Raw genomic sequence first — 13,206 nt, 5'->3', positions numbered from 1 at the left:
CCCGCCGCGCCCGCCGCCGCGGTCGCCGCGCCCGCCGCCGCGAGTGCGTCCACCACCACCGCCGGGAGCGTGTCCTGATGGCCGACTTCTCCTCGACCGAGCTGCCTTCGACCGCGTCGCCGCAGGTCGAGTTCATCAGCCTGTCGCACCTCAACCCGTCGACGGAGCTCAACCCGGTGCCCAGCCGCGGCATCGACCTGACCTACTTCCGCCGGTACGTGCGCTGGCTGGAGGACTCCGGCTACGACTACACGCTGCTGCCGTACGGCTCGAACAGCGCCGACTCGTTCGTCATCGCCTCGGCGGTCGGGCAGCTCACCGAGCGGCTGCGGCCGATCGTGGCGGTGCGGCCGAACACCGTCTTCCCGCTGGTGGCGGCCCAGCAGCTGGCGACCCTCGACCAGCTGACCGCAGGCCGCGCGGTCGTCCACCTCATCTCCGGTGGCAGCGACGCCGAGCAGGCCCGCCAGGGCGACTACCTGGCCAAGGACCGCCGCTACGACCGCACCAGTGAGTTCATCGACCTGCTCCGCCGCGCCTGGACGGAAACCAGCCCGTTCAGCCACGACGGCGAGTTCTACAAGTTCGACGACTTCGGCCCCGGCTTCGCGCCGTACGGGACGACGATCCCGATCTCGATCGGCGGCCAGTCCGACGCGGCCTTCCAGGTCGGCGGAGCAAAGGCGGACATCTTCAGCTTCTGGGGTGAGCCGCTCGCCGACCTGCGCACCGAGATCGACCGGGTGAACGGTATCGCCGCGGCGGCCGGCCGGGCCGACCGCCCGCGGATCTGGGTGACCTTCCGGCCGATCATCGCCCAGACCGACAAGCTGGCCTGGGAGAAGGCGCACGACTACGTGGCGAAGATCGAGCGTACGTTCAAGGGCGGGAACTACCACAAGCGGTACCTCGGCACGGCCACCGGCCCGCAGAACGTCGGTTCGCAGCGGGCCCTTGAGTTCGCCGCGCAGTCGGACGTCTACGACCGTGCCCTGTGGACCAGGACCGCGGCGGCGACCGGCGGCGCGGGCGCGTCGACGGCGCTGGTCGGCAGCCCGGAGACGGTGGCGGCGGCGATCCTGGACTACGTCGACCAGGGCGCGAGCCTGGTGTCGATCCGGGGCTACGACACCCTCGCCGACGCCATCGACTACGGCCGTTACATCGTGCCGCTCGTCCGCCAGGAGCTGGCCCACCGGGCCGCGACCGGGCAGCGCGGCACCCTGCAGGCCGACCATCCGGGAGCGCTCGCGCCCGGCTTCGACCTCGCCACCTCGGCGGGCTCCCGATGACGGCTGTGGTGGGGGAGCCGGCCCCGAGCACGACGAGCGCGGGCCTGCCGGTGGCGGGCCTGCCGGTGCCCGACCTGTCGGTGGAGGCGCTGGCCGCGGTCACCGCCGAGATTGCCTCCACTGCCGCCGAGTACGACCGCACCGGTGAGATTCCCCTGCCGGGGCTCACCGCCGCGCACCGGGCGGGGCTGCTCACCGCGACGGTGGCGCCCCAGTTCGGCGGGCCGGGTGTCGGGCCGGTCGACGCGGCGCGCATCCTGATCGCGCTGGGCGAGGGCGACGCCTCGGTCGGCCTGCTCGCCGCCAACAACCTGGGCACCCATCAGGGGCAGGCCCTGGCCGCCCAGTGGCCGCCGGCCTACTACGCCGACCTGCTGCGGCGCAGCGTGGCCGGCCCTGCGCTGGCGAACGCGGTGCGGGCCGAACCGGAGCTGGGTGCACCGGCGCGTGGTGGTCTGCCGAAGACCACGGTGACGCGCACGGCGGACGGCTGGGTGCTCAACGGCCGCAAGGCGTACGCGACGGGCGGCACCGCGCTGGCCTATCACGTGGTGTGGGCGGTGGCGGACGAACCGGGCGGCGACCCGGAGCGGCCGCGGGTCGGCCACGTGGTCGTCCCGGGCGACCTGCCCGGCATCACCTGGATCGACACCTGGGATCACCTGGGCCTGCGGGCGTCGAACACCCATGACGTCGAATACACGGACGTCGAGCTGCCGGCGGATGCCTTCGTCGAGATCCCGCGCGGCCCGGACGGGGTCTACCGCGACCCGGCGGCGATGGCCTCGATCGGCCTGTTCGGGCATCCGGCCCTGTACATCGGGGTCGCCCGGGCGGCGCGCAGCGCGTTCGTGCAGTACGCGCAGGAGCGGGTGCCGACAGCGCTGGGACGTCCGATCGCGACCACCGACCGGATCCAGGCGGCGGCCGGTGAGATCGACGCGCAGATCGCGCAGGCCGAGACGTTGCTGTTCGGTGTGCTGCTGCGGGCACAGAGCGGTGACACCGACCATCTGCCGCAGCTGTCGGTGCTGAAGGTCCAGATCGCCCGTTCGGTGATTGCTGCGGTCAATGCCGCTGTCGCCGTGCTGGGAAATCCGGGGCTAAGCCGGCACCTGCCGTTCGAACGCCTGCTGCGGGACGTCCTGTGTGTGCGGGTTCATCCTCCCCAGGAGGACACCGCCCTGCTGGCCTCCGGCCGGCGCCTGCTCGGCCTTTAGCTCCCCAACACATCCGGGTTTGTAGTTCATCTCCCACGAGATACGAGAAAGAAAGAATTCGATGACGAGACGTATGTCCCGGCGCGGCATTGCCGCGACAGCCCTGGCCGTCACGGCAGCGCTGGGCCTGACTGCGTGCGGCTCCTCGGACGACGAGGGCGGCGCGAACACCACGGCGGCTGAACCGGTCGCCGGCGGGACTCTGAAGGTCGCCTTCTTCCCCGACAACCCGCAGTTCACCTGCCTCGACCCGTTCCAGACCTACTGGATCGAGCATCGCACGGTGATCCGCAACGTCGCGGACTCGCTGACCGACCAGGACCCGAAGACCGGGGAGATCAAGCCCTGGTTGGCCAAGAGCTGGGAGGTCAGCGCCGACGGCAAGGAGTACACCTTCCACCTGCGTGACGGTGTGACCTTCAGCGACGGCACCAAGCTGGACGCCGCCGCGGTCAAGGCCAACTTCGACGGCGCCCAGGGCGTGGTCAAGGAGACCGGCGGCACCGCCTACGGGGCCAGCTACATCCTCGGCCTCGACCACAGCGAGGTGGTGGACCCGCTCACCGTCAAGGTCGTCTTCTCGGCGCCGAACTCGTCGTTCCTGCAGGCCAGCTCCACGACGAACCTGGCGATCATCTCGCCGGACTCGTACAAGAAGACCGCCAAGGAGCGCTGCCTCGGGCAGTACGTCGGCTCCGGGGCGTTCACGCTGGAGAGCTACAAGCCGAACGAGCTCACCGTGCTGCAGAAGCGCCCGGGGTACACCTGGGGCTCGGCGCTGTCGAAGAACACCGGTGAGGCCCACCTCGACCGGGTCGAGTTCAGCTACGTCGCCGAGGACAGCGTCCGCACCGGCAACCTGGTCAGCGGGGCAATCGACATCTCCTGGCCGCGCAGCCCGATCACGGTCGAGGACCGCGAGCTGATCAAGAAGTCCGGTGGCGTCATCGAGTCACGGTCGCTGCCCGGTGTGGCCTCCGCGTATTACCCCAACGCGAGCGCGGGCCACGTGCTGTCGGACCTCAAGGTCCGCCAGGCGCTCTACAAGGGCATCGACCTCGCGACCTACGCGAAGACAAGCTTCGGTGACGACTACCCGGTGGTCGGCGGCGCCTTCGACAACACGACGCCGTTCTACGCCTCCCAGGCCAGCAAGCTGGCCTACGACCCCGACGGCGCCATCAAGCTGCTGGAGGAGGCCGGCTGGAAGCCGGGCGAGGGCGGCTACCGCTACAAGGACGGCAAGCGGCTCACGATCGTGTTCCCCACCAGCTCCCTGTCCGTCAGCTCCGAGCTGATCCAGGACCAGCTGAAGAAGGTCGGCATCGAGCTGAAGCTCGACGTGCACCCGCCCGCCGAGCTCCCGGCGCTGTACAAGAACGGCGCCTACGACCTGGCCAGCAGCTACTTCACCCGGGCCGACCCGGGCGCGCTGCAGTTCCTGCTCGACCCGAAGTACGCCAACTCCAAGGCGCTGGCGACGAACGCGGCTGCCCCGGAGACCACGGCGAAGATCCAGGCGCTGTTCGCCAAGGCCCGCGAGACCACCGATGACGCGGTGCGCAAGCAGGCCTACGCGGACCTGCAGGCCCTGCTCATCGACGAAGGCGTCGTCTTCCCGCAGTACGAGCGGGTGCAGTTCGCCGGCGTCAGCAAGGACGTCCACGGCTTCGCCTTCACGTCCGAGAGCTTCCTGAAGCTCAACGACGTCTGGAAGCAGCAGTAATCCGGGCCGCGAAGGTCACGGGGAGGAGGAGACAAACATCATGACGCGCTACATCCTCGGTAGGTTCGCCCAGGCACTCGGTGTGCTCTGGGCGGCTTACACCGTGACCTTCGCGGTCCTCTATCTGCTGCCGAGCGACCCGATCGCCCTGCAACTGGGAGCGGCGGGAATCGAGACCGACAAGCTCACCCCCGCGGAACTGCACACGGCGAAGGCCAGGTTCGGGCTCGACCGCCCGATCCTGGAGCAGTACTTCTCCGACCTGTGGGGCTTCCTGCGCGGCGACCTCGGAGAATCGATCGCCAAGCAGCAGTCGGTCGCCAGCCTCATCGGCGACCGACTGGCCCCCACCCTCAGCCTGAGCCTGGCCGCCGCCGTCGTCGCACTGCTGGCCGGGACGGCGCTCGCCTACCTGGCCTCCTACGTGCGGTGGCGGCCGGCCCGGCTGGTCCTCACCCGACTGCCGTCGTTCGGGGCCTCGTTCCCACAGTTCTTCATCGCGCTGGTGCTGATCCAGTTCCTCTCGTTCAACCTCGGGCTGCTGCCCGCCACCGGCATCAGGGGCTGGAAGTCACTGGTGATGCCGACGATCACCATCTCGATCCTGGTGGCATCCCAGCTCGCCGCGGTGCTGATGCGCAGCTTCGACGACACGCTCAGCCAGCCCTACATCGTCACGGCCCGGGCGAAGGGGCTCTCCCGTGCGGCCGTGCAGTGGCACCACGGGCTGCGCAACGCGCTGCTGCCGGCGACGACGATCCTCGGCGTCCTCGTCGGCCTCACCGTCACCAGCTCGATCATCGCCGAGACGGTGTTCTCCCGTAACGGCATCGGCAAGCTCGCCCAGGAGGCGGTGCTCGCCCAGGACGTCCCGGTGGTGCTCGCCATCGTCACGCTGGCGGCCGCGATCTTCGTCGTCGTCAACCTCGTGGTCGACCTGCTCTACCCGCTGCTCGACCCGCGCATCGTCCAAGGCCAGCGGAAGGAGGTCACGATATGACGACGTCAGTCGTTCCAGAGACGACCGGCACGGAGGCACCCGCCGCAGCTTCCGCAGCCGCAGCCGCAGCCGCAGCCGCAGCCGCAGCCGCAGCCGCGGCTCCCGCGACCGCAGCTCCCGTAGCGGGTGCGAAGCCGGGCGCGGGCGGCGCGCTGCTCAGCGAGCGCCTGATCGCCGACTCGGAGCCGGGCGGGCGCTGGGTGGGGCTGCGCGCGACGGCGCGCACGCTCGCGGTGAAGCCAGGCTTCGTGCTCGCCGTGCTGTTCATCGCGTTCGTCGTGGTCTCCGCGTTCGCGCCGGGGCTGTTCACCTCCCGTGACCCCTACTCGACCGCACCGGCGGAGCGCATGGACTCGCCGAGCCTGAACCACCTGTTCGGCACCGATGAGCTCGGCCGTGACCTGTGGACCCGCATGCTCTACGGCTCCCAGTTGACGATCAAGGCCGCGCTCATCGCGCTGGGCATCGCGATCGTCATCGGCCTCGCGCTCGGTGTGCTCTCCGGGCTGTCCGGAGGCTTCTTCGATGCCCTGCTCATGCGGATCGTCGACGTCCAGCTCGCCATACCCGTGCTGCTGCTGTCGCTGGCGATCGTCACCGCCCTCGGGTTCGGCACCGTTCCGGTGGCGATCGCCGTCGGGGTCGGCATCATGCCGGCCTTCGCGCGCACCACCCGCGCCGAGGTGCTGCGGGTCAAAACCCTGCCGTTCGTGGAGGCGTCCCGGGCTGGCGGGGCGTCGTGGCCGCGGGTGCTGCTGACCCATGTGCTGCCCAACTCGTGCGGGCCGGTCGCGGTGCTCGCCGTCCTCGACACCGGCGTGGCGATCCTCTACATCGCCTCGCTGAGCTTCCTCGGCTTCGGGGCGGCACCACCGCAGGCCGAGTGGGGGACGCTGATCTCCGCCGGCCGCAACTACCTGGTCACCGCCCCGTGGGTGTCACTCCTGCCCGGGCTCTTCGTCGCCGCCGTGGTGCTGAGCCTCAACCACATCTCGAAGACCATCCAGGAGCGCGAGCGATGACGCAGGACGCACTCGCGTCGGCCGCGGTGGCCGGGCCCGCCGGTTCCGCGGCACCGGCCGGCGGTTCCGCGGTACCGGGTTCCTCCGTGCTGGGCGGTTCCGCGGAACCGGGTTCCGCCGTACCGGCCGGTCCGCTGGTGACGGTGACGGACCTCGAGGTCGGCTATGTGCGGCGGCGCCGGACGGTGCCCGCCGTGCGCGGGGTCAGCCTGACCATCGCCCGCGGCGAGACCGTCGCGCTCGTCGGGGAATCCGGGTCCGGCAAGTCGACGATCGCCAACACCCTCATCGGCTTGCTGCCGGACAATGCCCGCGTCACAGGCGGCACCGTGACCTTCGACCTCGGCGGCGGCAGCGGCGACGGCGGCGGCGGCAACAGCGGCCGTGACAGCGGCGACGGCGACGGCGACGGCGGCGGAGCCCGGCGGGTCGAGGTGGTCGGGGCGCGGGAGCGGGTGCTGCGGGGGCTGCGGGGCCGGGTGGTCAGCCTGGTGCCCCAGGACCCGATGGTGGGCCTCAACCCCACCCGCCGGATCGGCGCGCAGGTCGCCGAGAGCATCCGGCTGCGCGGGGTGAACGGCGACCAGGTCCGTGCGGAGGTGCTGGAGTTCCTCACGCAGGCGGGCATCGACGACCCCGAGCTGCGGGCTCGCCAGTATCCGCACGAGCTTTCCGGTGGCCTGCGCCAGCGGGTGCTCATCGCCATCGCGCTGGCCGGCAGGCCTCAGATGATCATCGCTGACGAGCCGACGAGTGCCCTGGACGTCACCGTGCAACGCCGGATCCTCGACCATCTCGAGGGGCTGGTCCGGGAGTCCGGGATCTCGTTGCTGATCATCACGCACGACCTCGCCGTCGCCGCCGACCGCAGCGACCGGGTGCTCGTCCTGCAGGATGGCTCGATCGTCGAGCAGGGCGTCCCGGGACGGATCCTGGTCAACCCCGAGCAGGAGTACACGCGGCGGCTCATCGCGGCCGCCCCCGGCCTCGCCCACGGCGGCCGGATCGTGCCCCGCCTGGTGCTGCGTCCCGACGAGGTCACCACCCCCGACCCGGTGATCCTGCTGGAGAACCTGACCAAGCGCTACCCGCTGCCAGGCCGGCAGTCCGGGTCCTTCCTGGCCCTGGACGACGTGTCGCTGCAGGTCGCCCGCGGGCGCACCCATGCTCTGGTCGGCGAGTCGGGATCCGGCAAGACCACGGCGCTGCGCCTCGCGCTCGGCCTGGAGAAGGCCACCAGCGGACGGGTCCTGCTCGACGGCGTGGACATCACCGACCAGGGCTGGCGGCAGACCCGTCCGCTGCGGCGCAAGGTCCAGCTCGTCCACCAGAACCCGTTCGCCTCGCTCGACCCGCGGTTCAGCATCGGCCGCAGCATCATCGAGCCGCTGGCGTCGTTCGGGATCGGTGACCGCCGCAGCCGGCGCGCCCGCGCGGTGGAGCTGCTCGACCAGGTCGCGCTACCCGCCTCCTACCTCGACCGGCTGCCCGCGGAACTGTCCGGCGGGCAGCGCCAGCGGGTCGCGATCGCCCGCTCGCTCGCCCTCGAACCCGAGGTGGTGCTGCTCGACGAGCCCGTCTCGGCACTCGACGTCTCGGTGCAGGAGCAGATCCTCGCGCTGCTGCGTGACCTGCAGGAACGCCTCGGCCTGAGCTACCTGTTCATCTCGCACGATCTGTCCATCGTCGCGCAGATCTCCCACACTGTGACCGTGCTCAATCGTGGGAAGGTCGCCGAGTCGGGCGCCGTGGCCGAGGTCTTCGGCTCGCCGCGCAGCGAATACACCCGGGAGCTGATCGAGGCCATCCCCGGCCAGCGCAGCGCCGCCCTCTCGGCCGGAGCCGGCGTGCCCGTGCATGCCTGACCGGCGCGGCGCTGTCCGTGACGGGGAGGCGACGGTCTGGCCCGGACTGCGAACCATGCTGGACGGCTCCCGCGCCCACCCGGTGCCAGCCCTGGTCGCGGCCGTCACCGGGATCATCAACGGCACGACCATGATCCTCGGCGCGATCGCGATCGGCTGGGCCACCGACCACCTGATCGTCCCGGCGCTGGCCGGCGACGACGTCGGGCGCGCCGCCTGGTGGATCGCGGCCGGGGCGATCCTCGGCGTCTCCACCCTGCGCTGGATGACGATCATCGCCCGGGGGATCGCCACCGGGTTCGTCCAGCACGGCTCCCAGGCGGACGTCCGGCGGGCGGTCGTCGACCGCTACCTGCATCTCGGCCTGTCGTGGCACCGCCGGCACGCCCCCGGCCAGCTGCTGTCGACCGCGGTCGCCGACGTGGACGCGCTGTGGCTGCCGATGCTCAACTTCTACTTCACGCTCGGCATGGTCGTGATGCTCGTCGTCGCGATCATCGAGATGTTCCTGCGCGCCGCCACCCTCGGCCTCGTCGGCGTCGCGCTGGTACTGGCCGTGCTCGGTCTCAACCTGCTCTACCAGCGCGTGCTCGCCCCGCGGGCCGCCGCCGCCCAGGCACAGCGCGGGGTCTTCGGCGCGCTCGCGCTGGAGAGCATCGACGGCGGCCAGGTCGTGCGGACCCTCGGTCTCGTCGACCGGGAGCGCGCGCGGGTCGGCGCCGCCGCGCACGGCCTGCGGGAGGCCAACTTCGCGATGGGCCTGGTCAGCTCGGTGTTCGACCCGGTCATCGAGCTGCTGCCGACGGTGGCCGTGCTCGGCGTCCTCGCCGTGGGCGCGCACCAGGTCGAGTCCGGAGAGCTGAGCGTCGGCGTGCTCGTCGAAGTCGTCTATCTGCTGCTCACGATCTCCATCCCGCTCAACGTCATCAGCCGTTTCCTGTCCATGCTGCCGATCTCGACCGCCGGGCGGACCAGGGTCGCCGCCGTCATCCACTCCACCGAAACCACCGGCCACGGCGACCAGACCCTGACCAGCCCACCCGACGGCGAGCCCGCCCCACCCGACGGCGAGCCCGTTCTGAGGGCGGGCGGGATCGGCCTGCGGGCGCGGGGCGCCGGCTACGCGGTCGGCGGGATCCAGCTGCTCTCGGACGTCGACCTCGACATCGCCCCCGGGGAGATCGTCGCGCTGGTCGGGGCGACCGGCTCGGGCAAGAGCACCCTCGTCGACCTGCTCGGCCGCCAGCTCGATCCGTCCGAGGGCGTGGTCGAGATCGGGGGTGTCCCGGCCGCCGAGCTCGGCCGTGGGCAGATCGCCGCGCGGCTGGCTGTGGTCTCCCAGAGCCCGTGGCTGTTCGCCGGCAGCGTGCGGGAGAACCTGCAGCTCGACGGGCATCCCCGCGAGCACCGCCCCTACACCGACGCCGAGCTGTGGCGGGCACTCGCCTCCGCCGGCGCCGAGAACGTGGTCCGTGCGTTGCCCGCCGGCCTCGACACCCGGGTCGGGGAGCGGGGCGCCCGGCTGTCCGGCGGCCAGCGCCAGCGGCTGTGCCTGGCCCGTGCGCTGGTACGTGAGCCGGGCGTGCTGCTGCTCGACGACGCCACCTCCGCCCTCGACCCGGCCGTCGAACGCGACGTCCTCGCCGCGATCGCCGAGCTGCGCGGACGGGTGACCGTGCTCATCGTCGGTGGGCGCCCCAGCTCCGTCCTGGTCGCCGACCGGGTCGCGTTCCTGCGTGCCGGCCGCCTCGCCGCCGTGGGCACCCATCCCGAGCTGCTGGCCACCGAGCCCGAGTATCGGCGCATCCTGCACGCCTACGCCGACCACAGCTCGCATCCCGGCCACGGCTGGCACCCCGACCACGGCTGGCACCCCGACCACGGCTCGGGCGATGAGTAGCACCAACCCGGCCTCGGCTCCCGCTCCCGCCCGGCTGGCTGATCTCGCCGGGGCCCGGGGACGGACCCTCGTCCACCTGCTGCGCACCACCACCCCGATGCTGACCAGCGGCCTGGCGCTCACCCTGCTGCTCGCCTTCGTCGCCGGGGCCGGGCGTATCGTCACCCCGCTCACCGTCCAGTACGCCCTCGACCACGGTCTGCTCCACCCGCACACCGGCACCGCGGACGTCGTCCTGCGCGCCGTCGGCGTCGGAGCGGGAGCCACGGTGCTGGCGGCGGCGGCGTCCGGGTGGCTCAACCGGCGCGTCTTCCGGCGCACCGAGGCCGCGCTCGCCCAGCTACGTGCGGACGGCGTCGCCCGCATCCACGAGATCTCCTACGAGCGGTTCGCCCGGATCCCCAGCGCCGACCTGGTCAGCCGGCTGACCAGTGACCTCGACACGGTGACCACCTTCGTCCAGAACGGCGGCGTCCTGCTGTTGGTCAACGCCGCCCAGATGGTGATCGCCGCGGTCCTCATCTCGATCTACTCCTGGCAGCTCGCGCTGCCGGTGCTCGCCGCGGCGGCGCTGCTGCTCATCGTCATGCGACGCATCCAGGCAGTCGTCGGACGTCGTTTCAGCGTCGTGCGGGAACGGGTGTCGGCGATGCAGTCCGTGATCGGCGAAGCCATCACCGGCATCGCCGTCATCCGCTCCACCGGCACCGAGCGGCGCAGCCGCGCCGCCGCCGACGAGTCGATCGAACAGGTCGCGGCCGCTCAGCGCCACACCCTGGTCCCGCTGCATACCAACACCGCGCTCGGCGAGGTGGCGATCTCGTTCATCACCACCTTCATCGTCATCGCCGGTGTCCGGTGGTCCGTGGACAACACCTGGTGGGAGCCGGGACTGGACCTGTCCGCCGGTGAGCTGGTCGCGTTGTTGCTGCTGGTCACCTTCTTCGTCCGCCCGCTTCAGCTGCTGGTGACGATGCTCGGCGAGGTGCAGAGCGCGGTCGCCGGCTGGCGGCGGGCGATCGAGGTGCTGGCCACTCCGTCCGCGGTGGTCGCCGGGCCGGGTGCCCGCGAGCTCCCACCCGGCCCGATCGCCGTCGACCTGCACGGCGTCGCCGCTTCCTACGGGGACGCCGCTTCCTACGGGGACGCCGCCGACACTGTCGGCGTCGCTGCCAACGTTGGCGTCGCCGCTGGCGGGGACTCCGCCGCCAACGCCCGCGATATCGCCGCTGGAGACGGCTCGCTCGCGCTGCGCGACGTCACCATCGGCATCGACCCGGGGGAGCACGTCGCCGTCGTCGGCGAGACCGGATCCGGCAAGAGCACGTTCGCCCGGCTGCTGACCCGCCAGCTCTCGGCGCGGCGCGGGCGCGTCCTGCTCGGCGGCATCCCGATCGCCCAGGTCTGCGACCGGTCGTTCCAACGCCGGATCGCCATCGTCCCGCAGGACCCGTTCCTGTTCGACGCCACGATCGCCGACAACATCCTCGCCGGAGTCCACGGTGACATCCGCGCACCCGAGGCGCTGGAAGCACTGGACGAGATCGTCGACTCGCTCGGCCTGCGCCCCTGGATCGACACCCTGCCCGACGGCGTCGACACCCGCGTCGGGGTGCGCGGCGGACGGCTGTCAGCCGGCGAACGCCAGCTCGTCGCGCTCGCCCGCACCGCGCTGGTCGACCCCGACCTGCTGGTGCTCGACGAGGCCACCAGCGGCGTCGACCCGGCCACCGACGTCCGCGTGCAACACGCCCTCGACGCGCTCACCGTCGGCCGCACCACCATCTCGATCGCGCACCGCATGGTCACCGCCGAGCGCGCCGACCGCATCCTCGTCTTCGACGACGGCCGAATCGTCCAGAACGGCCGCCACGCCGACCTCGTCACACGCCCCGGACGCTACGCGGATCTACACGCCGTCTGGGTCGACCACACCCTCGCCGCCGACCACGTCCCCCACCCGCGGGAGGAACAGGCGGAAGGCGCCGGCGACGAGCACCGCGAATCGGCGACGCGCCACACCCTCCGGAACGACAGGAGCACCTGATGACATCGGCGCGGCTCGGTTTCAACGCGCGGATCTCCTTCCCCACCGGCGGCGCCGCGCAGGCGCTGCGCGACGGCATCGAGCTGTTCCGCGTCGCCGAACAGCTCGGCTACGACACCGGCTGGGTCTACCAGCGCCACTTCGACAACTACCTTGCCTCCCCGCTGGTGTTCCACGCCGCGGTCGCACAGCACACCGACCGGATCGGCCTGGGCACCGCCATCATCGGTGTCCGCTACGAGGACCCGATCCTGCTCGCCGAGGCCGCCGCTACCGCCGACCTGCTCAGCTCCGGACGTCTGCAGCTCGGCCTCGGCACCGGCCAGGGCGGCTTCGACAGCGTCTTCGGCCAGGAGCCGAACGACGGGCGGGAACAGTCCCAGACCCGGCTCGCCGCCTTCCTGCGCGCCGTCCGCGGTGAACAGGTCGGAGTCGTGGGCGACCTCGCCGGCATGGTGGCCACGGGCACCGAGCTGACCGTGCGGCCGACGAGCCCCGGCCTCGGGGACCGGGTCTGGTACGGCGCCGGCTCGGTGGCCTCCGCCGAACGGGTCGGACGCCAGGGGCTGCGGCTGCTGCTCAGCACCATCCTGAGCGGCCAGATCGACGACTACGGTGCCGAGCTCGCCCGAGCGATCAAGACCTACCACTCCGTCCACCCGGCGACGTCCCCGGCACAGGTGGCGGTGGCCCGCTCCGTGCTGCCGGCCACCTCCCCCGAGCTCCGCCGCCGCTACGCCGCCTACGACGAGGAACGACGCACCCAGGGCCCGGCGGCATCCCGCCCGCAGGGTGCGCTGGCTCCCACGGCGGGTCCGCCCGCCCGGTTCACCATGAGCCCCGTCCACCACGGTGATCCGTCCGAGGTCCTCGACCAGCTCCTCGCCGACCCCAGCGTCGCGCTCGCCGACGACCTGATCGCATTCCTGCCGCCCGCGTTCGGCCTCCGGGAGAACCTGCGCCTGCTGGAGGACATCGCCACAACGGTGGCCCCGCACCTCGGCTGGGTACCCAGCGCTCCTGCATGACCGTGTTTCCCGCCGCGCCGCCGCCGCCGGATTCGGAGAGTTGAGGCTGCTGGTCGTTGTACGACTCGTCGTGGGAATCCCGAACTTTGGGCTGCCGTCGCCGCCG

General features: G+C 71.7%; 9 protein-coding genes. All 9 read left to right on the top strand.

The genetic code is table 11. From position 1 onward, the window contains the following. Positions 1 to 77 precede the first annotated feature (77 nt). A complete protein-coding gene (locus FREUN1FDRAFT_RS09035) occupies positions 78 to 1,292 on the top strand; it encodes an LLM class flavin-dependent oxidoreductase (RefSeq protein ID WP_006539698.1) in 1,215 nt (404 codons plus the stop codon). After that, positions 1,289 to 2,512, top strand: coding sequence for an acyl-CoA dehydrogenase family protein (locus tag FREUN1FDRAFT_RS09030; RefSeq protein ID WP_006539697.1), 1,224 nt, complete (start codon positions 1,289 to 1,291; stop codon positions 2,510 to 2,512). Before FREUN1FDRAFT_RS09035 ends, FREUN1FDRAFT_RS09030 begins: the two co-directional genes overlap by 4 nt. A 61-nt stretch (positions 2,513 to 2,573) precedes the next feature. After that, positions 2,574 to 4,238, top strand: a complete 1,665-nt coding sequence (locus tag FREUN1FDRAFT_RS09025) for an ABC transporter substrate-binding protein (protein ID WP_157474506.1) — start codon at positions 2,574 to 2,576, stop codon at positions 4,236 to 4,238. A gap of 40 nt (positions 4,239 to 4,278) precedes the next feature. Further along, on the top strand, positions 4,279 to 5,238 hold the full coding sequence (locus tag FREUN1FDRAFT_RS09020) for an ABC transporter permease (protein ID WP_006539695.1): 960 nt from the start codon (positions 4,279 to 4,281) through the stop codon (positions 5,236 to 5,238). After that, positions 5,235 to 6,260 carry an ABC transporter permease gene (locus tag FREUN1FDRAFT_RS09015; protein ID WP_006539694.1) on the top strand — a complete coding sequence of 342 codons (1,026 nt, stop codon included), beginning with the start codon at positions 5,235 to 5,237 and terminating at the stop codon, positions 6,258 to 6,260. Before FREUN1FDRAFT_RS09020 ends, FREUN1FDRAFT_RS09015 begins: the two co-directional genes overlap by 4 nt. Continuing rightward, positions 6,257 to 8,125: an ABC transporter ATP-binding protein gene (locus FREUN1FDRAFT_RS09010; RefSeq protein ID WP_006539693.1), complete on the top strand. Its 1,869-nt coding sequence runs from the start codon at positions 6,257 to 6,259 to the stop codon at positions 8,123 to 8,125. Before FREUN1FDRAFT_RS09015 ends, FREUN1FDRAFT_RS09010 begins: the two co-directional genes overlap by 4 nt. Next, positions 8,118 to 10,025, top strand: a complete 1,908-nt coding sequence (locus tag FREUN1FDRAFT_RS09005) for an ABC transporter ATP-binding protein (protein ID WP_050795790.1) — start codon at positions 8,118 to 8,120, stop codon at positions 10,023 to 10,025. Before FREUN1FDRAFT_RS09010 ends, FREUN1FDRAFT_RS09005 begins: the two co-directional genes overlap by 8 nt. After that, entirely contained in the window at positions 10,018 to 12,072 is a 2,055-nt protein-coding gene (locus tag FREUN1FDRAFT_RS39605) for an ABC transporter ATP-binding protein (RefSeq protein WP_006539691.1), read from the top strand. Before FREUN1FDRAFT_RS09005 ends, FREUN1FDRAFT_RS39605 begins: the two co-directional genes overlap by 8 nt. Then, a complete protein-coding gene (locus FREUN1FDRAFT_RS08990; protein ID WP_006539690.1) occupies positions 12,072 to 13,100 on the top strand; it encodes an LLM class flavin-dependent oxidoreductase in 1,029 nt (342 codons plus the stop codon). Before FREUN1FDRAFT_RS39605 ends, FREUN1FDRAFT_RS08990 begins: the two co-directional genes overlap by 1 nt. Positions 13,101 to 13,206 lie beyond the last annotated feature (106 nt).

The sequence above is a fragment of the Parafrankia sp. EUN1f genome, assembly GCF_000177675.1.
GTDB lineage: Bacteria > Actinomycetota > Actinomycetes > Frankiales > Frankiaceae > Parafrankia.
This window is presented reverse-complemented; position numbering and strand designations above follow the sequence as displayed.

What these genes read in the sequence shown, in the direction of transcription:
- FREUN1FDRAFT_RS09035 (WP_006539698.1), top strand. Translation starts at nt 78, where the DNA reads ATGGCCGACTTCTCCTCGACCGAGCTGCCTTCGACCGCGTCGCCGCAG.
- FREUN1FDRAFT_RS08990 (WP_006539690.1), top strand. Translation starts at nt 12,072, where the DNA reads ATGACATCGGCGCGGCTCGGTTTCAACGCGCGGATCTCCTTCCCCACC.
- FREUN1FDRAFT_RS09020 (WP_006539695.1), top strand. Translation starts at nt 4,279, where the DNA reads ATGACGCGCTACATCCTCGGTAGGTTCGCCCAGGCACTCGGTGTGCTC.
- FREUN1FDRAFT_RS09025 (WP_157474506.1), top strand. Translation starts at nt 2,574, where the DNA reads ATGACGAGACGTATGTCCCGGCGCGGCATTGCCGCGACAGCCCTGGCC.
- FREUN1FDRAFT_RS09015 (WP_006539694.1), top strand. Translation starts at nt 5,235, where the DNA reads ATGACGACGTCAGTCGTTCCAGAGACGACCGGCACGGAGGCACCCGCC.
- FREUN1FDRAFT_RS09030 (WP_006539697.1), top strand. Translation starts at nt 1,289, where the DNA reads ATGACGGCTGTGGTGGGGGAGCCGGCCCCGAGCACGACGAGCGCGGGC.
- FREUN1FDRAFT_RS09010 (WP_006539693.1), top strand. Translation starts at nt 6,257, where the DNA reads ATGACGCAGGACGCACTCGCGTCGGCCGCGGTGGCCGGGCCCGCCGGT.
- FREUN1FDRAFT_RS09005 (WP_050795790.1), top strand. Translation starts at nt 8,118, where the DNA reads ATGCCTGACCGGCGCGGCGCTGTCCGTGACGGGGAGGCGACGGTCTGG.
- FREUN1FDRAFT_RS39605 (WP_006539691.1), top strand. Translation starts at nt 10,018, where the DNA reads ATGAGTAGCACCAACCCGGCCTCGGCTCCCGCTCCCGCCCGGCTGGCT.